At 71.2% G+C, this 26699-nt stretch carries 18 protein-coding genes; 7 read left to right on the forward strand and 11 right to left on the reverse strand.

Translation table 11 applies throughout. From position 1 onward, the window contains the following. On the reverse strand, positions 1-1640 hold a 1640-nt coding region (locus Q9Q40_00895; protein ID MDQ7005768.1), incomplete at its 3' end, for a MopE-related protein. A gap of 238 nt (positions 1641-1878) precedes the next feature. Between Q9Q40_00895 and Q9Q40_00900 the strand changes: the two genes are divergently transcribed. The 7 genes from Q9Q40_00900 (at position 1879) to Q9Q40_00930 (ending at position 11210) form a co-directional block, all read left to right on the forward strand. Next, positions 1879-2439, forward strand: a complete 561-nt coding sequence (locus Q9Q40_00900; GenBank protein ID MDQ7005769.1) for a sigma-70 family RNA polymerase sigma factor — start codon at positions 1879-1881, stop codon at positions 2437-2439. 103 nt (positions 2440-2542) lie between these two features. Next, the gene (locus tag Q9Q40_00905; GenBank protein ID MDQ7005770.1) at positions 2543-3058 is read left to right on the forward strand and encodes a hypothetical protein; all 516 of its coding nucleotides are present in this window, start codon (positions 2543-2545) and stop codon (positions 3056-3058) included. After that, on the forward strand, positions 3055-5961 hold the full coding sequence (locus tag Q9Q40_00910) for a CHAT domain-containing protein (protein MDQ7005771.1): 2907 nt from the start codon (positions 3055-3057) through the stop codon (positions 5959-5961). The genes Q9Q40_00905 and Q9Q40_00910 overlap by 4 nt, the downstream gene beginning before the upstream one ends. Then, the gene (locus tag Q9Q40_00915; GenBank protein MDQ7005772.1) at positions 5962-7527 is read left to right on the forward strand and encodes a S8 family serine peptidase; all 1566 of its coding nucleotides are present in this window, start codon (positions 5962-5964) and stop codon (positions 7525-7527) included. A 122-nt stretch (positions 7528-7649) separates the two neighbouring features. After that, entirely contained in the window at positions 7650-9269 is a 1620-nt protein-coding gene (locus Q9Q40_00920) for a peptide ABC transporter substrate-binding protein (GenBank protein MDQ7005773.1), read from the forward strand. A gap of 28 nt (positions 9270-9297) precedes the next feature. After that, positions 9298-10248 (forward strand): ABC transporter permease, encoded by a 951-nt coding sequence (locus Q9Q40_00925; protein MDQ7005774.1) that lies wholly within the window; start codon positions 9298-9300, stop codon positions 10246-10248. After that, positions 10245-11210: an ABC transporter permease subunit gene (locus Q9Q40_00930; protein MDQ7005775.1), complete on the forward strand. Its 966-nt coding sequence runs from the start codon at positions 10245-10247 to the stop codon at positions 11208-11210. The genes Q9Q40_00925 and Q9Q40_00930 overlap by 4 nt, the downstream gene beginning before the upstream one ends. Positions 11211-11349: 139 nt before the next feature. On the opposite strand, the gene Q9Q40_00935 is transcribed toward Q9Q40_00930, so the two are convergent. From Q9Q40_00935 to Q9Q40_00980, 10 genes are all read right to left on the reverse strand, one after another. After that, positions 11350-12342, reverse strand: coding sequence for a hypothetical protein (locus tag Q9Q40_00935; GenBank protein ID MDQ7005776.1), 993 nt, complete (start codon positions 12340-12342; stop codon positions 11350-11352). Positions 12343-12359: 17 nt separating this feature from the next. Further along, positions 12360-14177, reverse strand: a complete 1818-nt coding sequence (locus tag Q9Q40_00940; protein ID MDQ7005777.1) for an alginate export family protein — start codon at positions 14175-14177, stop codon at positions 12360-12362. Beyond that, positions 14174-15955, reverse strand: coding sequence for a thrombospondin type 3 repeat-containing protein (locus Q9Q40_00945; GenBank protein MDQ7005778.1), 1782 nt, complete (start codon positions 15953-15955; stop codon positions 14174-14176). The genes Q9Q40_00940 and Q9Q40_00945 overlap by 4 nt, the downstream gene beginning before the upstream one ends. Then, positions 15952-16938 carry a phosphotransferase gene (locus Q9Q40_00950; GenBank protein ID MDQ7005779.1) on the reverse strand — a complete coding sequence of 329 codons (987 nt, stop codon included), beginning with the start codon at positions 16936-16938 and terminating at the stop codon, positions 15952-15954. The genes Q9Q40_00945 and Q9Q40_00950 overlap by 4 nt, the downstream gene beginning before the upstream one ends. Then, positions 16938-18746, reverse strand: coding sequence for an ABC transporter ATP-binding protein (locus Q9Q40_00955; protein MDQ7005780.1), 1809 nt, complete (start codon positions 18744-18746; stop codon positions 16938-16940). Before Q9Q40_00955 ends, Q9Q40_00950 begins: the two co-directional genes overlap by 1 nt. Further along, a complete protein-coding gene (locus Q9Q40_00960) occupies positions 18746-19981 on the reverse strand; it encodes a glycosyltransferase (protein MDQ7005781.1) in 1236 nt (411 codons plus the stop codon). The genes Q9Q40_00955 and Q9Q40_00960 overlap by 1 nt, the downstream gene beginning before the upstream one ends. Then, positions 19978-21174 (reverse strand): glycosyltransferase family 4 protein, encoded by a 1197-nt coding sequence (locus Q9Q40_00965; GenBank protein MDQ7005782.1) that lies wholly within the window; start codon positions 21172-21174, stop codon positions 19978-19980. The genes Q9Q40_00960 and Q9Q40_00965 overlap by 4 nt, the downstream gene beginning before the upstream one ends. Then, positions 21171-22421: a glycosyltransferase gene (locus Q9Q40_00970; GenBank protein MDQ7005783.1), complete on the reverse strand. Its 1251-nt coding sequence runs from the start codon at positions 22419-22421 to the stop codon at positions 21171-21173. The genes Q9Q40_00965 and Q9Q40_00970 overlap by 4 nt, the downstream gene beginning before the upstream one ends. After that, on the reverse strand, positions 22418-23638 hold the full coding sequence (locus tag Q9Q40_00975; GenBank protein ID MDQ7005784.1) for a hypothetical protein: 1221 nt from the start codon (positions 23636-23638) through the stop codon (positions 22418-22420). Before Q9Q40_00975 ends, Q9Q40_00970 begins: the two co-directional genes overlap by 4 nt. A gap of 96 nt (positions 23639-23734) precedes the next feature. Next, positions 23735-26662 (reverse strand): DEAD/DEAH box helicase, encoded by a 2928-nt coding sequence (locus tag Q9Q40_00980; protein ID MDQ7005785.1) that lies wholly within the window; start codon positions 26660-26662, stop codon positions 23735-23737. Positions 26663-26699: the final 37 nt, after the last annotated feature.

Below are 26699 nucleotides of genomic sequence, written 5' to 3' on the forward strand. Positions count from 1 at the left end.
TTGATCGAAGCGCAGGGCTGGGCCGGATCGAGACAGGTGTTGCCGGCGTCGTCGCCCCCGGGGGCCACGTAGCGTACGCCCTGGTCCTCGTCCACGCTGCCGTCGCAGTCGTTGTCCAAACCGTCGCAGAGTTCGAGGGCCGGGGCCAGGGGAGAGCAGCTGTCCTGTTCGACGCCGCCACTGCAGGAGGTCGTTCCGCTCGCCGCGCATAGCCCCGCACCGCAGGTGGTGGAGACCGGCGTGTAGTCCTCGTCGACGCTGCCGTCGCAGTCGTCGTCCACCCCGTCGCAGGTCGCGTCGTCCGTCGCCGGAGCGCCCGGCGCGCAACTGTCTTCCTCGGTGCCGTCGACGCAGCTGAGCGTCCCGGTGGCGCTGCAGGCCCCCACGCCGCAACTGGTGGAGCTTTGGGGGTAGTCCTCGTCGACGCTGCCGTCGCAGTCGTCGTCGATGGCATCACAGGTCGCGTCGTCCGCCGCCGGACTCGCCGCGCAGCCGCAATAGGCGCTGCCGTCGGCCAGCACGCCGGCGGCGCCCCGCCCGCCCCAGAGCAGCATTTGCCTGCCGCTCCACACGGCGCTCATGGCGCTGCGCGCCGAGGGTGCGCCGAGAGTCTCCACCGGTGACCAGGTGTCGGAGGCGGGTTCGTAGCGCGCGCCGCTGGCGGTGGGGCCGAGACCTTCGCGCCCACCCCAGACGATCATCTCCCATCCGCTCCAGACCTGGGCGTGGTGGTGGCGCTGGGACGGCTCACCCACCGCGGAGACCGGGGCCCAGGTCCCGGCCGGATCGTAGCGGCCGCCGGAACCGAGAGGCCCCGCGTCGTCCTGTCCGCCCCAGACGATCATTTCCGTGCCGGTCCACACCGCTCCGTGGTCCGAGCGGGCCGAGGGGGAGCCGCTGGAAGGCAGGGCGCTCCAGGTGTCCGCGGTCGCGTTCCAGGCCGCGCCGTCGCCCAGGCGGCCGGAGGCATCCCGTCCGCCCCAGACGATCATCTCGGTGCCGGTCCATACCGCGCTGTGATCGGCCCTGCCGCTGGGGGCGCCCACGCTGCCGAGCGGCGCCCAGGTGTCGGTGGACGGGTCGTAGCTGGCGCCATCGGCGAGGAAGGTCAGGCCGTCCTCTCCGCCCCAGACGATCATCTCGGTGCCGGTCCAGACGGCCCGGTGGCCGCGGCGTGGGGAGGGAGCGCCGGCGAGGCTGAGGGGGGACCATGTGTCGGTGCCGGGATTGTAACGGGCGCCGTCACCGAGGGGGCCCGATCCGCCCTCTCCGCCCCAGACGATCATCTCGGTGCCGGTCCACACGGCCACGGCGTCACGGCGCGGCGCGGGAGCGCCGGTGGTGGTGATGGTGGTCCACGTGCCCAGGTCCGGATCGAAACGGGCGCCGTCGCCGAGCAGGGCAGCCGAGGCGTCCTCTCCGCCCCAGACGATCATCTCGGTGCCGGTCCATACGGCCACGTGGCCGTCCCGGGCCGTGAGAGGCGCGGGCGGCAGGGCGGACCACTGGTCGGTGCCGCATCCCGCGCCGGCCAGGGCCGCCGGGCTCCCCGCGGCGAGGACGGCGCTGAGAACCAGCGCCAGGATGGGGCTCCACGCCTGTCTCACGCGCGTTCCGTCGATCGTCGTTCTGCCTTGCATGGTCACCGCGTACTTCTCCCCAAAAAGGATCTCCACCCGTCGGACAACATCGACACCGGTGGGTCCGGAGTCCAACCCCAGAGAACGGATCGAACGCTGGCAAAACTTCCGGGAGCACATTGGATCCGTCTTCACCGGCGCCCAGGGCCGTGGGCCCCGGCCGTCGTGGCGGCGGGGCGCGCGCGACCCGGGTTAGAATCCGGTCCATGAGGCCGCGGAAGACCATCGGGGAGGGGCATTGTCCGGCGATGCGGCGCTGATTCGGTCCTGTCTCGCGGGGGACGAGGAGGCCTGGCGCTCCCTGGTCCATCGCTACCGTCGGCTGATCTACTCGATTCCCGTGGCTCACCGCCTGCCGGCCGACCAGGCGGACGAGGTCTTTCAACGGGTCTGTCTCAAGCTGGTGGAGAACCTTTCCCGGTTGCGCAAGGTCGAATCCCTGGCTTCCTGGCTGGGCACCGTCACTCGGCGGGAGTGCACGGCGCTGCTGCGCCGGGCGGCCCGGGAGTTGCCGGACCCCGAGGAGTTCCTGCTCCAGCTCGAAGACGCATCCCTCGACGCCGAGCAGGGACTCGCCGCCATCGAGCAGGAACACGCGGTGCGGCTGGCTCTCGAAGAACTGGACGAGCCTTGCCGGAGTCTGCTGGAAGCGCTCTACGTCGAGCAGCCCCGGCCGAGCTACGAGGAGATCAGCCGCCGGCTCTCGCGGCCGGTCGGTAGCCTGGGGCCGACCCGCGCTCGCTGCCTGAAGAAACTGGCGGGGAAACTCCGCGGGGTCGGGCCCGGAGAACGGAAATGAGCCGTCCGGGGCGTCCTGTCGGGGTATCAGATGGCCTGCTGAGCGCTCTACAGGGTTGGGCAAGGGACTTTCATCGTCTCGCAGCGGGCTGGAGGATGTGCTGATGGGTCGTCGTCGCAACTGGGTCTCCGAAAAGAACCTCGAGGAACTGCTGGCCGGAAGGCACCTGCACGAGCCTCCGGCCTCGACCCTCCGCAAGGCCGAGGCCCTGGCGGCCCGGTTGCCGGATCCCGCGCGCTCCGGAGGGTGGCTGGTGGAACTGGTCTTCGACTCGTGGGAGTCGGCGGCCGAAGTGCGGGCGGGCGTGTTGCAGCTCGACCGGCGGTTGCTCTATCGCCTGACCTCCGGGAACGAGGAGCGTGAGGTGGACCTCCGTCTGCGGCGCGATGAACGCGGACGTCTCGAGGTGGCCGGCCAGGTGCTGCCTCCGGAGGGCGCCGAGCAGGTGGTGGTCGTGGCGGGGCGCGGACGGCGCAGGCAGGCCCTGGGCGGGACCGGAGATTTTCTCTTTCGCGGCCTGTCCGGCTCGGTTCCCGTGGGCCTGGAGGTGTGGCTGACCGGCGGGGGGAAGCTCGTCATCGAATCCCTGCCCCTGCCCGAAGATCCCGATCGCCCATGAGCGCCGGGCGTCGCGGCGGCCGGGCGCTGGCGCGGGCCCTGCTGGGCTGTTCCGAACCTGCCGATTACGCCCGCACCCTGGCCGGCATCGACGCCCGGCAGGCCGAAGCGCTGGCCGAAGAACTGGCCCGGCTTTTTTCCCGGGCCTTGCGCAACCGCCTGGCCGAGGCGGCTCGAATCGTTCTCGCGGCGCGTGCTCTCGCGCGCCGCGTGCCGCTTCCCCTCTGCCGGGCCTGGGCCCAGCGCCTTGGCGGGGTCCTCGATCACCTCCAGGGCCGGCCGGGGGCGGCCGATCGTCGGCTGCGCCGGGCCGCCGAGGTCTTCTCCGCGGCCGCACGGCCGCTGGAAAGCGGTGACACCCAGCGTATCCGCGTGCAGGTGCTGGCCCTCGCCGGTCGTTTCGAGGAAGCCGAGCAGGCCGCCGGCCTGGCCCGCGCCGCCTGGCGGCGGGCCGGCGGGGGGGGCGACCCCCGCCGCCGCGCGGGGCTGGCGATGAACCTGGGCAACCTGCACCACGCCCGGGACGATCTCGCCGCGGCCCGCCGTCACTACCGCCGGGCCGCCCGCCTGTTCGAGCAGGCGGGGCAGCCGCCGCGGGCCGCCCAGGCCACCTACAACGAGGCGGTCATCCTCACCTCCCTCGACCGTCTGGACACGGCTCGGGATCTCTACCAGGAGGCTCTCGAAGCCTTCGTCGCGGCGCGGCAGGGCGCGCTGGCGGCCCAGGCGGATTACGCCCTGGCGGCCCTGGACCTGCTCGAGGCCCTGCCCGATGCGGCCCTGGCCCGTCTGCGGCGGGTGCGGCGGCGCCAGCAGGTCCTGGGGGATACCCGAGGCCTGGCCCACACCGACCTGGAAATCGCCAGGGCCCTTTTGACCCTCAACCGCCTCGAGGGCGCCGTGCGGGCGATTCGCCAGGCCGAGGCCTTCTTTCGCCGGGCCCGGCACCCGCTCGAGGTGGCGGCCTGCTGGAGCCTGCGGGGTGCGGTGGCGCGGCGGGAAGGCCGGCCGGGAGCGGCGGCCCGGCTCTACGAGCGAGCCGCCAAGGCGCTGGCCGATTCGGGGAACTCCCCGGCCGGGGCCTGGGCCCGCCTGGGCTGGGCCGAGGCCCGACTGGCGGCGGGCGAGCCCCGCGAAGCGCTCGCCGCGGCTCGCGCCGCCGCCCGCGTTTTCGCCTCCCACCGCACCCCCTCGCGCCAGGCCCAGGCGGCCGTGGTGGTGGCCGAGTGCTGCCTGCGACTGGGGCGGCGGGCGGAGGCCCGGCGGGCTGCCCGCCAGGCCCGGGCCTTGGGGCGGCGGCTGGGCAGTCCGCGGGTGCTGCTGGCGGCCTGTCGTGCCCTGGCGCATATCGAAAGGCGATGGGGCACGAGAGCCGCCGAGTACCGCTGGCTGCGGCGCGCCGAAGAGTGCATCGCCCGCCTGCGGACCGGGGTCAGCAGCGAAGCGAGCGAGCTGGCCTTCCTGTTGGACAAGACGGATATCTACGAGGCCCTGGTGGCCAACCGCCTGGAAAAAGGGGATCGGCGTTCCCTGGCCCAGGCTCTCGAACACGCCGAGCAGGCCAAGGCGCGGGCCCTCGCCGAACGGTTGCGCAAGGAGTGCTGCCTGCCCCGGGCGGGGGGGCGTTCCGAGCGCCTGAGACTTCTCGGCCGCCTGCAGAGCATCGAGCGTCGGCTCGCCGTGGCCGAGCATCGTCTCGACAACCCGCCGGAAGGCGGCGGCACCCGGACTCGCTCGCTGCAGGTGGCGGCGTTGACCGAGTCTCGCTGGACCACCCTCGGGCGCCTCGAGAGTCGCGCCCCCGCGGTGGCCTCGATGGTGGGGGCCCCGGCGCCTCCACCGCGGGAGGTCCTCGCGGCCCTGGCGGCGGACGAGATGGTCCTCGAGTACACCATCGTCGGCGGGCGGTACCGGCTCTTTCTGGCCGATCGACGGGGCGTGCTCAGCCACCATGCCATGGGCCGGGTGCGAGCGGTCGACGACCTGATCGACCGCCTCTTCTTTCACCTGGGCAAAGACGTGCTGGGCCGTGACCACGCGGCCCGTCACGGCGATCTGCTCTCCCGCATCTGTCGCGGCTATTTGCGGCGACTCGAGCAGCTTCTGCTCGCCCCGGTGGCGAGCCGGCTCGCGGGACGACGCGTGCGGATCCTGCCCCACGGCCGCCTCCACGGAGTGCCGTTTCACGCCTTCGAGGACGCCGACGGGCGGGCGCTGATCGAGCGGGCGGTGGTGAGCTACGCGCCGAGCCTGGCCGTGCTCGGCCTGTTGGGCCGGCGACGGCGGCCGGCGACGGGAACGTCCCTGGTGATCGGCGCGGGTGATCAGGACACGCCCTCGATCGAAAAAGAAATCCGCGCCGTCGCGCGCTGCCTGGGCGGAGCGCGGGTGTTGCGCGGGTCGGCCGCCGGTGCGCGGGCCCTGGGGCTGGCCGAGGCGGGATTGCCCGTGCTCCACGTGGCCAGCCATGGTTTTTTCTCCGAGGCGGGAGGAGGCATCGGCGCTCTGCGGTTGGGATCGGACCTGATCGAACCCGAACAGATTCAGCAACTAACCGGTATGGCAGACCTTGTGGTTCTTTCCGGCTGCCAGACCGGTCGAGGGGCGGTACACTCTGGCGACGAACTCGTCGGGCTAGTGCGGGGATTTCTCCTCGCCGGGGCGCGCGCGGTCGTGGCTTCGCTTTGGGAAGTACACGATGCGAGTGCCTGCAGCATCATGACCGATTTCTACCAGCGACTCAGCGAGGGGCTGAGCGTCGAGGCGGCCCTTGTGTCCGCCCAGCGCCGCGCCCGCCGGCGGGATCCCAATCCCCTGCGCTGGGCGCCGTTCGTGGCGATCGGGGATGCGGGGCTCGAATGGTCCGATGAAGGGAGATTCCGCCGTCGCCAGGAGGCTTGCTGAATGAAGAAGTCTGATCTGGCCGCCAGGTGTGCCTGGCTGCTGGCCGGATGGCTGCTGCTGGTCCTGCCGGCGGGGGCCGACGACCGGGTGACCGACCAGTTGCTGGTGGAGTTGACGGCCGGGGCCTCGGCCGACCGTGTGGCCGCCCGTCACGGCCTGATCATCGAGGACGGCATCGGGCTCTGGCGGCTGTGGCTGATGGTGGCCGCCGAGGGTACCGACATCGACCGGCTCGTCGGCGAGATGAACGCCGATCCCGACGTGGTGGAGGCCGAGCCCCACCGAAGCCTGGAGAACCCGGAAGGCGTCCTGCGTACCATCGGCGACCTGGATCGCTCGGCCGGCATCGACCAGTTCCGGGGGCAGGCCTCGGCCCGGACGGTGAGGGCTGCCCAGGCTCACGGGATGGGGCAGGGGGCGGGGACCATCGTGGCGGTGCTCGACACGGGTATGTCCTACCATCACGATGCCACGGCGGGCCGGATCATGACCACCCGTGCGCGCAACGAGGTCGATGGCAACACCGATGCGCGGCCGCAGCCCAACGGCGTCGATGACGACGGAGACGGCTCGGTGGACGAGATGCTGCACCACGGCACGCTGGTGGCCGGCATGGTCAATCTGGCGGCTCCCGCGGCGCGCATTCTGCCGATCCGGGTTCTCGATGCGGAGGGGAGGGGCACGGCCTTCGGCGTGGCCAGGGGTATCCTTTATGCCCTGCAGCACGGTGCCGACGTGATCAACCTCTCCCTTGGCATGATCGACGAATCCAACGTCATCGAGCATGCCCTCGAGGAGGCATGGAAGGCGGGTGTCGTGGTCGTGGCGGCCGCCGGCAACCGGAATCTCGACGAAGTGGATTTTCCCGCCAGTGATAGTCATACGATCGCCGTGGCCTCGGTCGATGAACGAAAAATCAGGTCAGCGTTCAGCTCCTACGGAAGCGATGTCGACCTGACGGCTCCCGGTGTTCGCGTGCTCTCCACCTACGGCGAGGTGGACTATGGGCGCTGGGACGGTTCTTCGTTCGCCGCGCCGCTGGTCGCCGGAGCCGCCGCGCTGGTGGTCGAACGCTATCCCGGGCTGAGCCCGGACGAGGTGCTCGACCTCCTGGAGGCCACGGCTCAACCGGACGCCAACGGCTCCCAGTGGAAGGGTTTGCTCGGTGCCGGCACCCTGGACCTCGAAGCCGTCGTCGCCGCCCGCACCGACGATCGCACCAGCCTGAAGGTCTTCGAGCGGAATCTGGGGACGGAGGTGCGCTGGACCGCCGTCCTCGATGCGGCGAATTACGACCTGGCCCGGGGCGAGGTGGCCGCGCTTTCCACGGTCGACGAGTCCACCGTCGATCTCGGCCCCCTGGCCTGCCTTGCGGACGACACGCCGGCGACCGACAACGCGGACAGTCCGGATGCCGCCGCACCGGCGCCGGGTACGGCGTTCTTCTACGTCTTCCGCGATGCCGGGACGGCGCGCGATGGAGCCGCCTGGGGCGTGGACAGCGCGGGTCGGGATCGGCTGGCCGGAGCCGGTGACTGCCGGCTGCCGTCGGGAAGCGGCTCCTGATCGCCCGCTGGAGCCGGGGGCTGCTGCTGGCGCTGCTGGGCGCGGCGCTGGGCTGCGGGGGCGCCGAGGGTCGTTCCTCCGCACCCGCCGGGCCGGGAACCAAGCCTCGCCGCGGCGGCCGATTGGTCATCGCCCTGCGCGCGGACGTCGACAGCTGGAACCCCTATACAGCGGGCTCCACCACGGCGCTCAACGTGCTCGAGCTGCTTTATCCGCGGCTGGTGCGTGAGCGCTGGAGCCCGGGCACCGGCATCGTCATCGAACCCGCTCTGGCCGAGGCTTGGACCTTCTCGGCCGATCGCCGGGAACTGACCTTCCACCTGCGCGAGGCCCGCTGGTCCGATGGGCGATCCGTGGACTGCGCCGACGTGGAGTTCACCTGGCGCGCCCAGCACGCCGCGGCGCTGGGCTGGCCGGGAATCTACCTCAAGGAGGCGATCGAGGACTTCCACTGCGCCGACCGGCGGACGGCGGTGTTTCGCTTCTCCCGGCCGTCGGCCTACCAGTTGCTCGACGCCAACGACGACGCCCAGGTCAGCCGGGCCTACGGCGACCTGCCCTTCGGAAAGTGGCTGGAGACCGCCTGGGAAGAACGCATGGTCTCCGCGGGGCCCTTCCGTCTCGAGCGGGTGGTGCCGGGCCAGGAGGCGATCCTGGTGCGGGATCCGACCTGGTGGGAGGCCGGGCGGCCCTACCTGGAGCGGCTGGTCTTTCGGGTCTACGCGGGGGCCGACGAGGCTCTGCGGGCCCTGCTGGCCGGAGAGGTGGACCTGCTCGAGAAGGTGCCGCCGGCGCGGGCCGCCGAGGTGGCCGCGCGGGAGGATCTGGCCCTGCTGGATCTGCCGGGCCTGTCCTGGTCCTTCATCGCCTGGAACCAGCTCGAGCCCGATGCCTACGGGGAAGACCGGCGTCGCCGCGGTTGCGAGACGGGCTGTTCCGAGGACGCCGGCACGATCCGCGCCCTGCTCGAGCGGCGTCCCCATCCGATCCTTTCCGATCCCCGGGTCCGACGTGCCCTGACCGCGGCCATCGATCGGCAGGACCTGGTGGACGGCCCCTGGCACGGTCACGCCCGGGTCGCGGTCAGTCCCCTGGTCTCTTTTCTCGGGCTTCCCGGACAGGCCGAGGCCCTGCCCTGGGATCCCGTCCGGGCGGCGGCCTGGCTCGAGGAGGCGGGCTGGAAACTGCCCGCCGGGGGCGGCGTCCGGCAAAAAGGCGGGCGGCGGCTGGAACTGGAGATCCTGGTCAACGCCGACAACACCCTCCGGCGGGAGGTGCTCGAGCGCGTCGTCACGAACCTGGACGCGGTGGGCGTCGCGGTGCGCCCGGTGGCTCTGCCACGCCGGGAATTCGTCGCCCGGGCCCGGGCGAAGGACTTCGACGGTCTGCTGGGAGGCTGGCGGGCGGGCACCCGCATCGAGCCCCAGTCGATCCTGCACTGTGACGCTGCTGCGGGTCGGGGCAACAACCTGGGAGCCTGGTGCGATGCCGAGGCCGACGCGCTGGCCGAGCAGGCCGCCGCCGCTTCCGACCTGGAGCACGCGTTGCCCGTGTGGCGCCGGTGGGAAGCGCGCTTCATCGAGCAGCAGCCCTACACCATGCTCTACGAGGAGAGGGTGTTGATCGGCTTGAGCCGCAGGGTGCACGATGCCACTCCCTCGCCGCTGCACCCCTACGCGGGGATCGAAAACTGGTGGGTCGATCCGCCCGTCCGGTCGGCGGCATCCGCAGCGGCCCGGTGAGGGGAAGCGGAGGCCTGCCCTGATCACGGTGTTCCTCGATCGCCTGCTGCGGGCCGTGGTGACGGTGATCGCCGCGGGTCTGCTCACCCTGCTGCTGCTCGAGGCCCTGCCCGGTGATCCCCTCGATCGTCTCTCCCAACCCGGCATCGGTGCCGGGCAGGCCGAGCGGACCCGGGTGGCCCTCGGCCTGGATCGCTCGGCCCCCGCCCGCTGGGCGGCCATCGTCCGCTCCTACCTGCGGGGCGAACTGGGCTATTCGTGGACCCGGCGGCGCAGCGTGGCCCGGGCGGTCCGTGAGGCGCTGCCCTATTCGCTGGTCCTGGGAACCCTTGCGCTCGGGCTGGCCTACGCGCTGGGCCTGGTGGTGGCGTGGAGCGGCTTGTTGTCGGGACCGCGGGTCCGGCGTGTCTTGCTGACCGCCCTGCTTCCGCTGGCCCTGGCGCCGGGCTTCTGGCTCGGCCTGCTGGGAATCGCGCTCTTCCATGGTTGGCTGGGGTGGCTGCCGGCCTCCCACGCGGCTCCGCCGGGAGGTGCGGGTCGCCTGCCGGACTGGCGGCACCTGCTGCTTCCGGCCCTGACCCTGGCCCTGCCTGCGGCGGCGATGGTGGCGCGCTACCAGCTCGCCGCCGCCGCCCAGGCCCTGGCCGCTCCCGGCGCCGCGGTGGCCCGGGCCCTGGGCCTGGGTCGTGCTCGCATCGCCTGGAATCACGGTCTGCGCCCCACGCTCGGCACCACGGTGGTGCTCGTGGGCCTGGACCTGCCCCTGCTGGTCTCGGGGGCGCTGGTGGTGGAGACGGTGTTTTCCTGGCCCGGGGTGGGGCGGCTGGCGGCCGGCGCCGTGTTGGCCTCGGACTATCCGCTGGCCCTGGCCTTGGTGCTGCTGGGGGCGTCGACGGTGGTGCTGGGGAACCTGGGAGCCGACCTGGTCGCCGCGGCCCTCGACCCGCGCCGGAGCGGTCCGGACCGGGTGGTGGAATGAAGCGTGGCCTGGCAGCGGCGGGCCTGGTCCTGGCGGCCCTGGGCGGCCCCTGGCTGGTGGGGGGCTCCCCCGAGCCCAGCGCGGCGGCTTCCGCGGCGGCGTTGCTGCCCCCCCTGGCGCGGGTCGAGGAGGCGCGATTGACGGGGGGCGGTTTCCTGCGCGCGGAGAGCCTGGAGCCCGTGTCCGCGGGAGTCCAGGTGCGCGGCGGGGGCTACAGTCGCCTTCTGCCCGGGGTGCGGCTGGCCGGGCCGCCGCGTCCGCGGCGGCTGTGGCTGGGGAGCGACGCCCAGGGGCGGGACCTGGCCGGGAGGGTGGCCCGGGGAGGGCGTCGTGCCGTCCTCGTGGGCCTGTCCGCGGCGGGGCTGGCGCTGCTGTTGGCCACCGCCGTCGGCCTGCTGCGGGCCTGGCGCCCGGGGCCGCTGGGTCACCTGGCGGGGCTGCTCACCGACGGCACCCTGGCGCTGCCCGGCCTGCTGGTGATGCTGGTTTTCGCTTCCGCGCTGGCCGGTCGCCCGTGGGGGGTGACCCTGGCCATCGCCGCGGTGGGCTGGGCCGGACCGTCGCGGCTGGTCCACCATCGGGCCGAGCGGTGGCGCGCCTCGGAGCGGGCCTGGTCGGCCAGGGCGGCGGGAGCCGGCCCCGTGCGCACCCTGACCCGCCACCTGCTGCCCGGAATCGCCGATCTCTTCCTCGCCGCCTCCCCCCTGCTCTTCGCCCAGGCGGTGCTCGTGGAAGCGACCCTCTCCTTTCTGGGGGTGGGTGGCGGATCGGAGGACTCCTGGGGCCGCCTGATCGCCGAGGCCTCCCGCACCCTGCCTGCCGGCTGGTGGCAGGTCGCCGCCCCCGGCGCCCTGCTCCTGCTGCTGACCACGGTGCTCTGGGAAGTCGGCCCGCGACACCCCGCCCGGTGGGAGATCACGAAAGCCGATTCAAGGGGGAACTCGGCGGCGCCCGCCGACTGACCCTCCCGGCACGGGTCCGAGACGGCGTGAGATCGGCGTCCCTGTCGGCGGTCCATCGTCGACCCCCCACCCCATCCGCCCACGTCCTCCGGGTTTCCGCCGACCCCGCAGCCAGGGCGCCGATGGTGGGGCAGGCGCTTTAGGGAGCGAAGACCACACCCAGGAAAAGCCCTTCGAAAGCGACAGAGTCGGTCTCGATTACGGCGCTGTTCTGGCTGACGTCATCGACGAAGCGGTAGGCCCGCGCCATCTGGCCCCAGTGGGAAAAGCTCCAGCCGGCTCGCAGATCGAGGCGGGAGGTCAGGCGGCGCACGATTTGCAGGCGGCCGTCGACTTGCAGGCCGGTGACAGAGCGCCCCCGGCTTTCCACCAGCGTGGCCCGGTCGAAGGAGCCTGCCACGAAGGCGCTGTCCGCGGCGCGGATGTCGACGTCGCCGACGACCCAGGCCAGGGTCACGCCGCCTTCGAAGCTCCAGTGCCGACCGACGGGCAACTGGTAGGCGAGACGTGTCACCGGGCCCCAGGCGGATGCGTCAGTGCGCCGATTGATGATTTCTTCGAGCTGGGTACCGAAGGCTTCCATGCCGTAGGTCACCACCTCCTGCCGCTGGAGGCGCACGCCACGCACGCCTGCGGCGAGGGTCAGCCCCTCGTTGCCGGGTGGGGACCAGGAGAGAAAAGCCTCGAAAAAGCTGGCCCGCATCTCCAGGCGGGCCCGGGCCGTATCGACCTGGGAGCGGCCGATGGCGAAGTCCGGCGAGGCCAGCAGGGCGCCGACGGCGCGGTCCGTCGGTCCGGTTTCGCCGGAGGCGACGGCGTCGTACTGCCAGAACGCCCCGCCCACCTGCAGGCGGTGCCGGCCGCCGAATCGCCAGGCCAGGGAGAAGCGGGGCGTGGCCTGGCGCTCGGGGGCCAGGCTCAGCAGGGCGCCGCCCCCGGAAAGGCCGGAGGGCACCGTGAGGAAGGCGTAGTCGAGGTCCATGCCCGCCGGCGCGGCGGTCCACAAGTCGATCTGGGCCACCGCGCCGGTGGGCTCGCCCTGCTGGGCGAGCAGGGATCCCGGAGCCGCCGCGGCGAGCAGCGTCAGGCATAGGGCGAGGTGAGTCGGGGGGGCGGGTCGGGAAAAAGCCATGGGTCTTCCTCTTGCCTTCAGAAGCGCATCTTGAACTGGGTGCGGAAGGTGGTCGCGGCCCGGACGCCGGGTTCGAAGGCGGGGCCGGGGAAGAAGCGCCCCAGCGTGGCCCGCACCTCGAAGCGGCGCGTGGGTTCGTAGCCGAAGACCAGGTCCCATTCGTGGCCGATGCGGCCGTGGAGGCCCCGGGGGCGGGTGTCCAGGTCGGTGTTGAAGTCGACCCGGGCGGGCTGATCCTGGCGATAGCCATGGTAGACCAGATCGACGCTCAAACCCGTCGCCGGCCGCAGGCCGAGGGCCAGGGTGGAAATGCTCAGGTTCTGCAAGTCCGGGTCGAGAGCCTCGCCGTAGTAGCGGAACGAGACGACCCCCCGCCAGTGTCCGCGGTTGCGGTGCAGACCGCTCTGGCGAAACGACTCGTCCACGTCGGCGGTGGAGGGATCGTCGCCGGTGGCCGAGGCCAGGCCCACCGTCAGCGTGGGATCCATCTTCCAGCGGCTGCGGAGGCTGACGCCGATGTCGAAGGCCCGGGCCCGGATCGGCCGCAGGGAGCGCTCTCCGTGGTCGACGCGGGCGTTGCGTTCGCCTCGTTCCACGGCGGCATCGAGCCAGAGTTCCAGGTGGCGCCCCGGCTCGCCGAGCAGGCGCAGGCCCAACAGGCGGGGAGAGTCGGGCTTTTCCCGCCGGTCCCGGCGTTCGACGAAGAAACCCTCCACGCGCCAGTCCTCGAAGGGCTCGAGGTGGGCCTGCACGATCAGGTTGGTCTTCGAACGTTCGTCCTCGTAGGCCACGTCGTTGAACACGTTGCGGCTGATCGAGGCCTCGACGCCCCAGTGCCGGCGGTTGTAGGCCACCCGCAGCGCGTCGACATGCTTGTTGTTGAAGTACCACTCCCGCGTCTCGTTGAACTTCTGTCGCCCGATGGCCACCGACAGGCTGCGGGAGGCCAGGGCCTGGTACTCCACGTAGGCCTCGCCCAACTCCAGTCGCGTGCGATCCCGATGATCGGTGCCGAGAAAGGGGCCCTCGATCAGGTATTCGCGGGCGCCTTCCATCTCGATGTAGGAAAACCAGCGCCCCATGTCGACGGTCATGCCGAAGATGCCCGTGACCTCCGGGATCAACTGCCGCGGGGTGTCGTCGACCCCCAGGTCCATCCGCTCGAGGGTTTCGCTGCGCAGGCGGAACTCGCCGCCGAAGGCGATACGCCGTCCGAGTCGGAGCCGGCCGCTGATCTGGACGTCATCGTCATCGAGCACCCCCAGCCGTCGTCGCACCGGGCTCTTGCCGGCCTCACCGAAGCCGGCGTAGTCCGTGCCGTCGCCCAGCCGCACCAGGACGCCGACCAGCCGCAGGGTGGCCATCCCGCCGCCGGCGGCCTCGAAGCTCTCGATCTGACCGACCAGCTTGGTCTCTCGGTACTGGTTTTCCCGGATGCGGATCTTGCGGGCGACGAAACGGCCCCGCTCGTCCCGCATCCCGTCGACCTTGACCCGCAGGCCCGGACGCAGGTCCTCCAGGCGGGCCGGTCCCCGGCGATCGTCGACGACTGGAACCGTGTCCGGGACAAGGACCTCGAAGCCGAGCAGGCGGAGGGTCCTCCGGTCGGGATCGATGGCGCTGATGTTGCCCCGCAGCTCTTCGTCGCGGTCCTGTTCGTCGCGGCGTTCCACCTCGTCGGCCAGCAGGGAGCCGTCGGGCAGGAAGGTGCCCTTGACCTCGACGCGCAGGCCGGGCTCGAGGCGCGGACGTTCGACACCGGGGGTCGTCGGTAGAAGGCCTCCGGCCAGCGCGGCGAGGAGGATCCCCCGGCCCAGGGCCGCCGGGCGCTTCATGGGCAGGTGCGCAGATTGCTCCGCTCTGCGCCGGAAGATGCCTGGCCCATCGAACCCTCGCCGCCGGCGGTCATCACCGTGACGACGTAGCAGAAGGCCTGCCCGGCGGGCACGGGGGTGATCTCCCGGTAGAGCGGCGCGGTGACCCGGCGTGCGCGGCAGGTGCCGTAGTTCAGGCTCGAGATGTCGCTGGCCGCCACCCGGTAGACGTTGTAGGACAGGGCGCCGGTTTCCGGCGACCAGGCCAGTTCACCGCCTTCCGGCCGCAGGCCGCCCACCAGGCCGTCGTCGTCGTCGCAGGCATCGCCGATCCCGTCGAGGTCCCGGTCCCTCTGGTCCGGGTTGGCGTTCGACGGACAGTTGTCCACGGTGTTGGCCCGGCCGTCGCCGTCACGGTCGTTGTCGGCGGCGTCGCCGATCCCGTCGTTGTCGTCGTCGTCGTCGCAGGCGTCACCCCGGCCATCGCCGTCGTTGTCCCGCTGAGCGGGGTCGGTCGCCGCCGGGCAGAGGTCGCAGGCGTCACCCCGGCCGTCGCCGTCTCCATCCGCCTGGCCGGGGTTGGCGACGAAGGGACAGTTGTCGTCGATGTCGGCCACCGCGTCACCGTCCTGGTCATGGGCGGGCAGTACGGTGTCGCCCAGGTCGGTGTCGGCCAGCACAAGCACGTTGGGTCGGAGGGTTTCGTCGTAGAGCGGATCCCGGCGAGGTTGAAAGCGAATGTCGTAGGAGCCCGAGGCGAGGCGGATGTGGTGGCTCCCATCGGCCGCCGTACCGTTGCGGTTGACCGGCACGGGGTCTCCCAGCGTCGCGTCACTCACCTCGAGGCGCACGCCCCACAGGCCCTCGCCGGTCGGTGTGCGCGCAAAGCCCGTCACCCCGAAGCCCTCGGGCAGGGTCACGGTACCGATGTCCACCGGCGCACCGGCCACCACGACGTTCTCCACCATCGAGGCCGGAGAGGGATCGAGGGCGGCCGGTTTGATCTTGATGCGGTAGGTTCCCGAGGGGACGATGGTCTTGAATCGCCCCTGGGCGTTGGTGTTGTCTCCCTTGGTGAAGATGGTCGTGCCGCCGGCCTGTTCGATGAAGTCCAGGTCGGCGTTGTTCACCGCGTCTCCCTTGAAGTCAAGCACGCTTCCGCTGACTTCATAACCCGGTTCGAGGGTTATCGTCGGCAGTGTCAGCTCTCCGTCGCCGGTGACGCTGATCTCGCCTTCGGCAAGGGCGGGGGCCAGCTGGGGCGGATCGGTGACCAGGTCGGGAGCGGGGCCCTCGTAGCTGATGACGTAGATGCCGACGGGTACCGGCACGGAGTATTCACCGAGAAGATCCGTGTTGTCCGCCGGCGTGAAGATCTTTTCGCCCGTGATCACGTTTTCGAAGTCGAGGTCGACGTTGACGGCGGGGCCTCCCGTATCCGCCCGGAGTACCTTGCCCCGTACGAAGTAGGCGTCGGCGAGCACCACGTCCACCGTCTGGGGCAGGTTCAGGTTCACGTTGCGTTCCACGTGGCCGGCGTAGGGGGTACCCGGGACGGGGGAGTAATAGACGTCGTAGACCTCGTCGGGGAGGATGGTGGTGTAGTAGCCCAGCGCATCGGTGGTGTCACCGCTGGGTTTTTCCTCCGCTCCGGTGGAGACGACGATGAAGTCGAGGTCGACTCCCGCCAGGCCCTCGCCGCGTTCGTTGGTGACTCGACCACTGATGGTGGCCGCGGTGGCGGCCGCGGGGAGCAGTGCGCCGAGCATGCAAAGGATGGTCAGGGTGCGATGGTTCATGACTCCTCCAACCGGGAAAGGCTCGTGGTGGCGGTGTCGAAAAGCACGGGGGGAAGCCGCCGGGCCCACCGTGCCCTGCCGGCGTAGACGCCGCAGAGGCGGAAGAGAGTGGTGGTTTCGTAGAAGAGGACGCGGCGGGGGAGATCGTCGCGGGCGTCCGGCACCTGTTCGAGGTAGGTCTCGAGGAACAGCGGGCGTGCTTCTTCGCACACGCGGGCGCTGGCAGGGAATTGCAGCCCGCGCAGGGTCAGGTGGGCGAGAAAGTTTCCCACGTCCAGGGCCCGGTCGCCTTCCCGCGCGTCGTCCAGGTCGAGCAGAGCGGTGGTCCCGTCCATGTCCCAGAGTTGCTCGAGGTAGAAGTCCCGGTGTACCGGTCCCGCGGGGCCCGGCGCCAATCGTGTCGCGACTCGCTGCAGGCGCCGCAGGGCCGTGACGAGCGCCTCGGCGTCGAGAGAGGCTTTTTCGGGGAGGTGGCTGAGCCAGGCGGCGGTGTTGTCGATTTCCTGTGCCAGGCTCCAGGAGCGAACGAAGCTCACCCCGGTGGCGTGGAAACGGGCCAGCGCCCGGGCCGCCCGGGCGGCGGGCTCGGAGCCCAGCCCGGCGTAGAGGGGCGTTCCCAGGGGACAGCCTTCGAGGAATTCGGTGAACAGGAGCTTGGGCTTGGGAAAGTAGGCCAGTGGACGGGGAACGATCAATTCCGGTCCGCGGGTGGCCTGCGCCAGGCGGGACATGGTCCCGTAGATGCGCGCGCCGCGCTCGGTACGGAAAGTCTTGGCGAAGAGGCGCTGGACGCCGCCGGGAGCCTCGACCCTGTAGGCCAGCGCACAGCGCTTGCCCGGCTTGTGCTTGATCACTTCGATGCTGTCCACCGTGCACGGCTTGCCGAACAGGGACTCGAGCAGCGTGGCGACCTGCTCCGGATCGAGAGCCACTTTCAGACCCTTGAGAGTCGGGTCGTCGATCACGGGGTGTGCCATCGCCATCAGCCCGTCTCGCGGAACAGGTGCTTCATCGCACCGTCTTCGAAGAGCAGGTCCCGGGGTCGGCCCTGCTGGACGACCTTGCCGTTCCTGAGAACGATGATGCGGTCGCATCCGAGGATGTGGTCGAGGCGGTGGGCGATCCAGACGCTCGTGTGGCCACGGCTGAGCCGGCGCAGGGTGGCGAGGATCATCTTCTCGCTCTGGGCGTCAAGGCCGGTCATGGCTTCGTCGAGAACCAGGATCGGCGCTCGGCGCAGCACGGCCCGGGCAATGGCGACCCGTTGGGCTTGTCCGCGGGAGAGGGATCCACCCCGTTCGTCGAGCAGCGAGTCGTAACCCTCGGGCAGGCGCGAGAGAAAGGCGTCGGCGCCGGCCTGCCGGGCGGCCTCCCTGACCTCCTCGTCGCTCGCCTCGGGACGGCCGAAGAGGATGTTCTCCCGGGCCGAGATGCCGAAGAGAAAGGGCTCTTGGAGTACGATCGCGATCTGCCGCCGGTAGGACTCCACGGTGTAGTCCCGGATGTCCTTTCCGTCGATCAGAATGCGCCCCTGCTGGGGCTCGTAGAGGCGCAAGAGGAGGGCGAGGATCGTCGATTTGCCCTCGCCGGACGGACCGGCGATGCCGAAGCGGCTGCCCGCGGGAATGGTGAAGGAGACGTCTTCCAGCACGGGGCGATCGGGATCGTAGCCGAAGGTGACCGAGTCGAAGACGATCTCACCGCGGATGTGCCGGGCTTCCACGGCTCCCGGAGCGTCGGCCACCTCGTCGCTGGAGTCCAGCACCTCGAGCACGCGCTCGCCGCAGGCGATGGCCTTGTTGAAGCGGGCGACGAGTCGCGCGCTGCCCTGGATCGGCCGGTAGAGTCCCTTGAGGTAGGCGAGAAAGACGATCAGCTCACCCGGGGACATCATGCCGGCCAGGCACTGCCGGGCGCCGACGAAGAGCACGGAGGCCGAGCCCAGGGCCAGGCTGACCTCGACGATACGGGAGAGGGACTCCTGCAGGCGCAGGGTACGCAGGCCGGCGCGCAGCGAGCGCCGGTTCTGGGTGGCGAAACGGTCGGCCATGGCGCTCTCACCGGAGAAGGCCTGGACCATCGGAACCGCGCCGAGGGCCTCGCCGGCGACGGCGGCGAGGCGGCCCTCTTTCTTGCGCTGGGAACGGGTGGCCGCGCGAATGCGGCGGCCGAAGCGGGAGGAGGCGAGGACGAGCAGGGGAATCAACGCCACGGCGATCAGGGTCAGCCGGGGATCCATCAGCGCCATCAGGGTCAACATGCCCACAACGATCAGCAGGCGGGACGCCAGGTCGAGCAGGGCCGGCAGCAGGACTTCCCGCAGCATCGACACGTCGCCGGTCAGGCGGACGAGCAGGTCTCCGGTGCGCTGGCGGGCATGGAAGGTCAGCGACAGGCGTTGCAGGCGGGCGAAGAGGTCGACCCGCAGATTCGAAACCACTCTGTGCCCGACGGTGTTGGCCTGGATCATCTGGACATAGCTCAGGGCTCCCCGCAGGGCGGCGAGGACGACGATCATCGCCGAACAGGTCAGCAGCATGGCCGTCGGAGAGTCCGGCAGAACCCTTCGCAGCAGGCCCACCAGTCCATCGGCCCGGCGGTTGAGCAGCACGCCGTCGATCACCGCCTGCAGGGGCCACGGGGCGGCGAGTCCCGCCGCGATGACCCCCAGCATGGCGACCCCGGCGGCCAGGATGCGCAGACGGTGCTGTCGGAGCAGGGGCGCGAAGCGCCGGTAGATCCGCACCAAGCGGACGAGCTTCTCCGAAAGCCCGTTGCCCGTTGCCGGCATCACGCGCTCCCGGCGCCGGAGTGTTTCCCGGCGGCCTGCTCGAAGAGGGCGGCGAGTTGGGCCACGTTGCGCCGGGCGTCGAAGAGCGCTTCGGCGCGTCGACGGGCGGCGGTGGCGAGGCGGGCTGCGATGGCGGGCTGATCGAAGATCCGGCCCAGCGCCCCGGCCAGGGCCTCGGCGTCACCGGGGGCGACGATCAGCCCGGCTTCTCCATGACCCAGGATTTCGGGAATACCGGTGACGGCGGTGGAGACCATGGGCACGCCGCACGCCGCGGCTTCGAGCAGGGTGGTGGGCAGCCCATCCCGATCGCCGTCGGCGGCGATGACGGCGGGCATGGCGAAGACCGCGGACTCGGGGAAATGGCGGCCGATCACCTCTTCCTGGGAGGCCGGGCCGACGAATTCCACCACCTCTAACAGGTCCAGCGCGGCGGCGCGGCGGCGCAGTTCTTCCTCGAGGGGGCCCTCGCCCACCAGTCGCAACCTCAACTCCCGCCCTTCGGCTTTCAGCGCGGCCGCCGCATCGAGCAGGACGGGCAGGCCCTTCTTCTCGACGAAGCGTCCGACGAAGAGGATCCGCGGTGATCGCGGAAGGGGCGGTGGAGGAAGTTCGGGCAGCCGCTGGAGATCGACACCGTTGTAGATCCGGCGGATGTGGGCGCCGGGGGCGATCTGCTGGAGGTAGGCCACGTTGGCGTCGCTGACCGTGACCACCGCGGCGGCCTGCAGGCACAGGTTCCGCAAGCGGGGGATGGAAACCGTCTCGGCGTAGATGTCCTTGGCGTGGGCCGTGAAGGTGTAGGGCAGCGCGGCCAGTCCCGCCGCGTAGCGGGCCATCGAGGCGCTGCCGGTGGCGAAGTGCCCGTGGATCAGGTCGACCCGGCGGTCACGCAGCTGCCGGGCCAGGGCCGCGGCCACGATCCAGTAGCGCATCTCGTTCCGCGAGCGCAGGGAGATGGCCTGCTCCATCATCCGGTCGTAGCTCTCTCCCAGTTTGCGCGAGGCCGCCAGGTGACTTTCGAACGACTCCCAGAGGCGATCCCGCAGCAGCGGCTGAAGCTGGACCACTTCCGCGCGGAGTCGGGACAGGCCCTCGTGGGGCACCTCGGCCGATCCTTCGTGGCGACTGAAGACGACCACCTCGTGTCCCAGGGCCTCGAGCTGCAGCAGTTCGGTGAGGATGAAGGTCTCCGACAGGCGGGGAAACTCCTTGACGATGTAGGCGATCTTCATCCGGCCAGTTCCTCGCGCAGGGGGCCCCGCCGGGCGATCAGGGTGTGCAGGGCGGCCACCAGTCGCTCCCGGGCGCTGTCCAGGCTCAGGTGCCGCTCGGCCGCCTCCCGGGCGTTGCGGGCCAGGCGCCGCCGGAGGGCGGGGTTGGTGGCCAGGTGTTCGAGGGCCGCGGCGAGCTGGGCGGTGGCACCCGGGGGGACCTCGAGCAGATGCTCGTCGGCGTGCAGGTGACGCCTGTAGTCACCGGTCTCGGTGGCGACGATGGCCAGGCCGGCGGCGGCGTACTCCACCAGCTTGATCGGCGAAAAGTAGAAATTGTCGAGCTTCGGGTAGGGGGCGACACCGATCTGGGCCTCGGCCAGCAGCGCGGGGATCTCGTCGTGGGCCACCCCCCCGGTGACCTCCACCCGGGCGCCCAGGTCGCGGGCCGCGATTTCTTCCTCGAGGCGCGAGCGCAGCGGGCCATCGCCGATGAAGCGCAGTCGGGGACCGGCCAGGCGCCGGGAAAGACGGTGGAAGGCCTCGAGCAGATCGAGTACGCCATGCCAGGGTTTGAGGCTGCCGAGGAAGACGATCAGAGGAGCGTCTCCGGCCGGGTCCTCGGTGGCGGGGCTGAAGGCGTCGAGATCGACCACGTTGGGGAAGAGTTCGATCTTCTCGGGTCGGCTGGACAGGCGCGCCGCGTGGCGACACAGGGTCGAGGACACGCAGAACACCCGCTCGGCTCCGGCGATGTTGGTCTCTTCGATGGCCGCCGCCAGCGAGCCCAGGCGCAGTCCGCGGTAGCGTCGGGCCTCGTCCACCAGGGGCGCGTTGATCTCCAGTACCAGCGGGATGTCCATCCGTTCGGCCACCGCCAGCCCGACGGTGGACCACAGGGAGTAGCGCTCGTAGACCGCGTCGTAACCACCGGCTTCGGCTCCCTCCACGGCTGCGCGCACCATCTGGGGCACCCGCGCCAGGGCCGCCTGCTCGGTTTCCATGGCGGTGGGGTGGAGCGCGGTCTTCTGCCGCGGTTCCACGGCCAGCGACTCGCAGCGGGGGTCGTGCCACTGGCCCGGCCGGGCCGCGACCACGCTGATTTCGAGGCCTGCATCGGCCAGGGCGCCGATCGTCTGCCGCACGTGGACACTGGCTCCCTTGAAGCCGTCGAGGGCGATGCCCGGATCGGCACAGACGTAGAGCAGCTTCATCGCAGGGCCTCGCTTTCCTTCAATCGGCCGGGGGAGAGGGGAGGGGGCGGGTCCTGGGACTCGCCGAGCAGGCGGGCCAGTTGGCGGACGTTCTTGCGGGTGTCGAAGTGTTCGATCACGCGCTCCCGGGCCGCCCGTCCCAGGCGCCGGCGGAGCGGGGCGTCGGCCAGCAGGCGCCAGATGGCGTCGGCCAGGGCCCCGGGGTCGCCTTCGGGAACCAGCAGTCCCGTCTGCCCGTCCTGAACGGCTTCCGGGATGCCGGTCACCGGGGTGGAGACGACGGCCACGCCGCAGGCCATGGCCTCGAGGATCACCGTGGGGAGTCCGTCCCGGTTGCGGTCGGCGCCGATCACGCAGGGGGCGGCGAGGACCCAGGCCCGGGGCAGCAGATCCTGGAGCTGGGCGCGGGAGCGGGGGCCTTCGAGGCTGACCCGGTCGGCCACGTCGAGACGCTCGATCTGCTCACGCAGGGCGCCGGCCAGCGGCCCCTTGCCGATGATGCGGCAGTGGAATTCGATACCGCGCCGGCGCAGCAGGGCGCAGGCCTCGACCAGGTGTTCAAAGCCCTTCTTCTCCACCAGCCGGCCCACCGCGAGGATGACCGGCGTGGCGGCCGGGGTCGAGGGCGCGAAGCGCCGGGTGTCCACGTGGTTGTAGATCCGCGTGATCGGGGCGGCCTGCCCGTCACCCAGCTTCTCGAGCACCTGCCGGTTGTAATCGGTGACGGTGATCGTTCTTTCCGCGTGGCGCAGCAGGGCGGCGATCATGCGCCGGGAACGGGAGCGGTGATAGATGTCCTTGGCGTGGGCGGTGAAGGTGAAGGGCACTCCCATCAGGTGGGCGGCGAAGAGCGTGCTGATCGCCGGCAGGCTGGCGAAATGGGCGTGCAGGCGCTCGCAGCCCGCGGCCGCAGCCTGCTCGGCGATCAGCGGAGCCCGCAGAAAACCCTTCCATGAGGCAGGCAGCCAGCGCAGGGCACGGCCCAGGGCGGAGAGGTAGCGCAGGGGGGAGCGCCGGAAGGCCCGACCGTGGGAGGAGAGAAAACGCCAGGGATGCCCGGTGGCCCGCTCGGGTAGGTAGCGGACTTCCGCCCGCACCCGGGCCAGGTCCTCATGGAAGCGGCCGTCGTTGGGTTTTTTGAGGGAAATGACGGTAATCTCGCGGTCCGCAGCCTCCATCTCGAGGATTTCCGCGAGGATGAAGGTCTCCGAAAAACGGGGGTACATCTTGAGCACGTAGCCGATCACAGGGCGGCTCCTTGGTCGTCCCAGGCCGCCGTGGGGCGGCGGGTTCGCAGCAGGCCGGCGAGGTAGGGGCCGATGCGATCGAGGCCCTGGAGGTCCAGCTGCCAGTTCCGGGGAGGGCGGGGGCGGTCGAGGGCCTCGAGCAGGATCCTCGCCAGCCGGGAGGGATCGTCGATTCCCGGGGGCAGAACATCGACGACGCCCCGGCGCGCGAGGCGGTCGGCCCTGACCTGCTGTTCGAGACGGGGGTGGATGCGGGGGGCGATCAGGGCGCGGGCACCGACGGCGGCCAGCTCGCAGACCGTGTTGTACCCGCCCATGGTGACGGCCAGGGCGGAGATGGCGTAGAGCCGGGGCAGATCCGGCGAGAACTCCAGGAGGCTCACGCCCTCGAGGTTGCGGACCTGTTCGGCCAGGCGTTTCCGCTTGCGCGGGCTGAGCAGGGGGCCGCTGACCAGGAGCAATTCGAACGGGGGTTGCGGGCCCAGGGCGCGGTAGGCCCTGAGCATGCTGCGCATCAGCGGCAGTCCGTCGCCGCCGCCGCCCGCGGTCACTGTCACCAGGCGCCCGGTGCGCGGGGCGTGGGTCGCCAGCAGGGCCTCTCCCTTGTCGGGAGCCGTCTCCAGCGGGGTGGTGACGAAGCCGGTGTAGACGATCTTGCGCTCCACCTCGGGGGGCAGCTCGTATTCCTGTGCCACGTCGAAGATGTCCTGCTGGCCGTAGACCAGGATCCGGTCGTAGGCCGAGCGCAGCACTTCGACCACGCCCGTCGCCTGCCAGCTCTTCCGCACCCGCCCGGGATCGTCGATCACGTCCCGCAGGCCGAGTACCCGGATCGGTTGCCGGTTTCCCGTGCGCTGCGGCTGGAGCAGCGGGAGCACCTCCCCGCACAGCCCCCTCGGCGTGTGGTCCACCAGCACCAGGTCGGGAACGAAGGATCGGGCCACCGAGCTGATCACCCCCCGGCGCAGGGAGACGGTGTCGTCCAGGCTCAGCTCCAGGTCGAGGGAGACGTAGTCTCCACGGTCGTTCTTGGTCACCGACGGGAGCTTGATGTAGTCGCAGCCCGGCGGATAGGTGAAGTAGTGGGCCCGCGGCGCACCGGTGAGCACCAGTCCCGAGACCTGGGGAAACTCGCGCAGCAGTCGTCCGGCCACGTTCACCGTGCGCCGGATATGGCCCATGCCATACGAGTCGTGGCTGTAGAAGAGGATTCGCATCGGCAGCTCGCGGACCAGTAGAGCGAGGTCGCCGCCCCGTGATACCTCCGTCCCGGTACTTTCGCGGTGATCGGGCGGCCGGGAAGACCCCGGTCGCTAGTCGAGCAGGGCCAGCAGGTCGTCCCGGCTCAGGCCGGCGGTCGAACCGGTGCCGTCGAGGATCGCGTCGGCCAGTCGCCGCTTGGCTCGCTGGAGGGCGAGGATCCGCTCTTCCACCGTGTCCTCGGCGATCAGCCGGTGGATCAGCACCGGCCGCTGCTGGCCGATGCGGTGGGTGCGATCCGCGGCCTGGTCTTCCACCGCAGGATTCCACCAGGGATCGAGCAGGAACACATGGTCGGCGGCGGTGAGGTTGAGGCCGGTCCCTCCGGCCTTGAGGGAGACCAGCATCACCGGCGGCCCCTGCTCGTGCTGGAAAGCGGCGACCACCGCCGCCCGGTCCCGGGTCGAGCCGTCGAGACGCACGAAGTCGAGGCCGGCCTGCCGGAGTGGCGCTTCGACCAGGTCGAGCAGGCCGGTCCACTGGGAGAAGACCAGGCTGCGGTGCCCGTCCTCGGCGGCGACGGCCAGGCGGCCGATCAAAAGCTCGACCTTGGCCGAACGGCGAACGCGGGAGCCCGGCACGAGGGCCGGGTGGCAGGCCGCCTGGCGCAGGCGCAGCAGGGCCTCGAGGGCGGCCATCACGCTGCCTCCCCGGCGCAGGCGGGCGACCACTTCGCGGCGCGTGGCCAGTTCCAGGGCGCTGTAGAGTTCCCGCTCCTCTTCGCCCAGGGTGCAATAGAGCTCGATTTCGCTGCGGGTGGGCAGCTCGGGGGCCACCTGGGCCTTGACCCGGCGCAGGATGAAGGGGCGGACCCGGCGGCGCAGCCGCTCGGCGACCTGCTCGTCGCCGGAGGTGATGGGACGGGCATAGCGTTCGAGAAAATCCCGGCGCGAGCCGAGCATGCGGGGATTGGCGAAGTGGAGCTGGCTCCACAGTTCCTCGAGGCGGTTTTCCACCGGTGTGCCGGTCAGGGCGAGCCGGAATTCGGCGCTGAGCGAGCAGACCGCGCGGGCGGCCTGGCTTTCGGGATTCTTGATCGCCTGGGCCTCGTCGAGGATCAGTGTCTTCCACTCCACCCGGGCCAGCGTGTCGGTGTCCAGGCGGGCGACGGCGTAGGAGGTGAGGGTCAGGTCGGCGTCCGGGTCGAGCTTGCGTCGGGGGCCGTGGTAGACGTTCACCCGCAGCGCCGGCCGGAAACGCGCAGTTTCGTGGGACCAGTTGTGCAGCAGACTGGTCGGGCAGACCACCAGGGCCGGGGCCTCCACCACGCAGAGGGCCTGGAGGGTCTTGCCCAGGCCCATGTCGTCGGCCAGCAGGCCGCCCACCCCCGCCCGACGCAGCCGCTGGAGCCAGCGCACACCTTCGAGCTGGTATGCCCGCAGGGTGGCTTCCAGGTCCTCCGGCAGGGATTCCGGCGGCGCGTCGGTTGGGGCGGCCAGCCGGTCCACCACCGGCGAACGCAGTTCCACGGCGGCATCGTCGTCATCGGCCTGGCGCGCCAGGCGGGCCAGGGTGCCGGCGCAGGCAGCGGGCAGACGACCGTCGGCGTCCCGGGCCGCCATCAGGTCGGCGAGAGTCTCGCCGTGGCGCGCGAGCCAGGCCGCGGGCAGGGGGGACCAGCCGCCTTCCCTCAGGGGAACCAGCGACTCCCCCCGGCGCCAGGCTCCCAGCACATCTTCGGCCGAGGCACGGCTCCCTCGAGGGGCTCCCGGCACGTCTTCCGTACACCGGAAGTCCACGTCGAGGCGCGTGCCGTCGATGGTCAGATGGGGGGCCAGGGGCGCGGCGAGGAAGAAGCGGTCGAGGGCTTCTCCCTTGATGGTGAAGGGCAGTCGCGCGAGTTGCCGGGCCAGGGTCACCGCCTGCTCGCCCTCGACGCGCAGATCCTCGCCGGGCCTGAGGCCGAGCCGGCCGAGGCGGGCGCGCAGCACCCCCTCCCGCTCCCGGTCCCTCCGGGGCACTTCACCCCGCCCGAGGTAGATCAGCCGGCCCTGCTCGATTTTTCCCGTGGGGGGATCGCCGTAGACGATCTCGGGCCGCAGGCGCAGCACGCTGCCTTCCCGCCGGGTTTCGATCTCCACCCGGGGAGGCACGGAGGCGGTGGCGGGCAGCCGCCGGGTGACGACCTCCACCTGCAGGCGGCGGCGCAGGTCGGGCAGGATTTCGGTCACCAACTCGCCCACCCGGTGCCGGGGAAGGATCCGGCCGCGACCGAGTTCTTCGACTTCCCGGCGTGTCAGCCCCGGCTCGCCCCGCAGCCGGAGCTTGCCCCCGGCGACCACCAGTCCGCGGCCCAGATCCCGCTCCACCCGCGCCGGCCGCAGGCGGAGGACGAAGCCTCCCGAGTCATGGTCTTCCACCACCACGATCGGCATCAATGCCGTCTTGTCGGCCGCGATGGGCCGGCCGTCGAGGCGCAGATCCCGGCAGCGCTCGAGCAGTGGAAGCAGGCGTTCCCAGGGCAGCAGGGTCTTCTCGCTTCCCGCCGGGGTGGCCAGGCAACGTTCGATTTCCAGGTCGACCGGGGTCGCCGCGATGCGGGGGCCCTCCGCCCGGCCCCGGGCGAGAGCCGCGATCGGCGCGCGCAGCGGCTCTTCGCCATCGGGTCCCACGGCGACCCTTTCGACGTGTATCGAGCCGCCTGGCCTCGAGAGCAGGCGGTAGCCGAGGGGGAGCGGCCCGCCGGTTTCCGGCCCTGGGGAGTCGCCTTCCCGGTGCAGGGCGATGACGGCGGCGGCCACGTGTTCGCAGGCCTCCTGCCGGGAAGGGCAGGTGCATTCCCAGTCCTCGTCCCCGGGGAAGAGAGAGACCGCTTCGGCCAGCAGGCCGCCCCGCGGTGCGATGCGAAAGACGAAGCTCCCTTCCTGGTGTTCTTGAAGGAGAACCGCACCTTCCCTGTGCAGCGCCACTCCCCGGGACCAGAGGCCACGGGGCAGCACATCCCGCACGGCGGCCATGAGTCTTTCGACCTCCGAGGTCATCCCCACCGTTCTCCTCAGCGTCTGCTCTCGGCGACGA

This window comes from Acidobacteriota bacterium (assembly GCA_030949985.1).
Lineage (GTDB): Bacteria > Acidobacteriota > Polarisedimenticolia > J045 > J045 > JALTMS01.

Excerpts from the sequence above, each read along its gene's own strand:
- Q9Q40_00905 (MDQ7005770.1), top strand. The coding sequence starts at position 2,543 with ATGGGTCGTCGTCGCAACTGGGTCTCCGAAAAGAACCTCGAGGAACTG.
- Q9Q40_00910 (MDQ7005771.1), top strand. The coding sequence starts at position 3,055 with ATGAGCGCCGGGCGTCGCGGCGGCCGGGCGCTGGCGCGGGCCCTGCTG.
- Q9Q40_00915 (MDQ7005772.1), top strand. The coding sequence starts at position 5,962 with ATGAAGAAGTCTGATCTGGCCGCCAGGTGTGCCTGGCTGCTGGCCGGA.
- Q9Q40_00930 (MDQ7005775.1), top strand. The coding sequence starts at position 10,245 with ATGAAGCGTGGCCTGGCAGCGGCGGGCCTGGTCCTGGCGGCCCTGGGC.
- Q9Q40_00935 (MDQ7005776.1), bottom strand. The coding sequence starts at position 12,342 with ATGGCTTTTTCCCGACCCGCCCCCCCGACTCACCTCGCCCTATGCCTG.
- Q9Q40_00940 (MDQ7005777.1), bottom strand. The coding sequence starts at position 14,177 with ATGAAGCGCCCGGCGGCCCTGGGCCGGGGGATCCTCCTCGCCGCGCTG.
- Q9Q40_00945 (MDQ7005778.1), bottom strand. The coding sequence starts at position 15,955 with ATGAACCATCGCACCCTGACCATCCTTTGCATGCTCGGCGCACTGCTC.
- Q9Q40_00950 (MDQ7005779.1), bottom strand. The coding sequence starts at position 16,938 with ATGGCGATGGCACACCCCGTGATCGACGACCCGACTCTCAAGGGTCTG.
- Q9Q40_00955 (MDQ7005780.1), bottom strand. The coding sequence starts at position 18,746 with ATGCCGGCAACGGGCAACGGGCTTTCGGAGAAGCTCGTCCGCTTGGTG.
- Q9Q40_00960 (MDQ7005781.1), bottom strand. The coding sequence starts at position 19,981 with ATGAAGATCGCCTACATCGTCAAGGAGTTTCCCCGCCTGTCGGAGACC.
- Q9Q40_00965 (MDQ7005782.1), bottom strand. The coding sequence starts at position 21,174 with ATGAAGCTGCTCTACGTCTGTGCCGATCCGGGCATCGCCCTCGACGGC.
- Q9Q40_00975 (MDQ7005784.1), bottom strand. The coding sequence starts at position 23,638 with ATGCGAATCCTCTTCTACAGCCACGACTCGTATGGCATGGGCCATATC.
- Q9Q40_00980 (MDQ7005785.1), bottom strand. The coding sequence starts at position 26,662 with ATGACCTCGGAGGTCGAAAGACTCATGGCCGCCGTGCGGGATGTGCTG.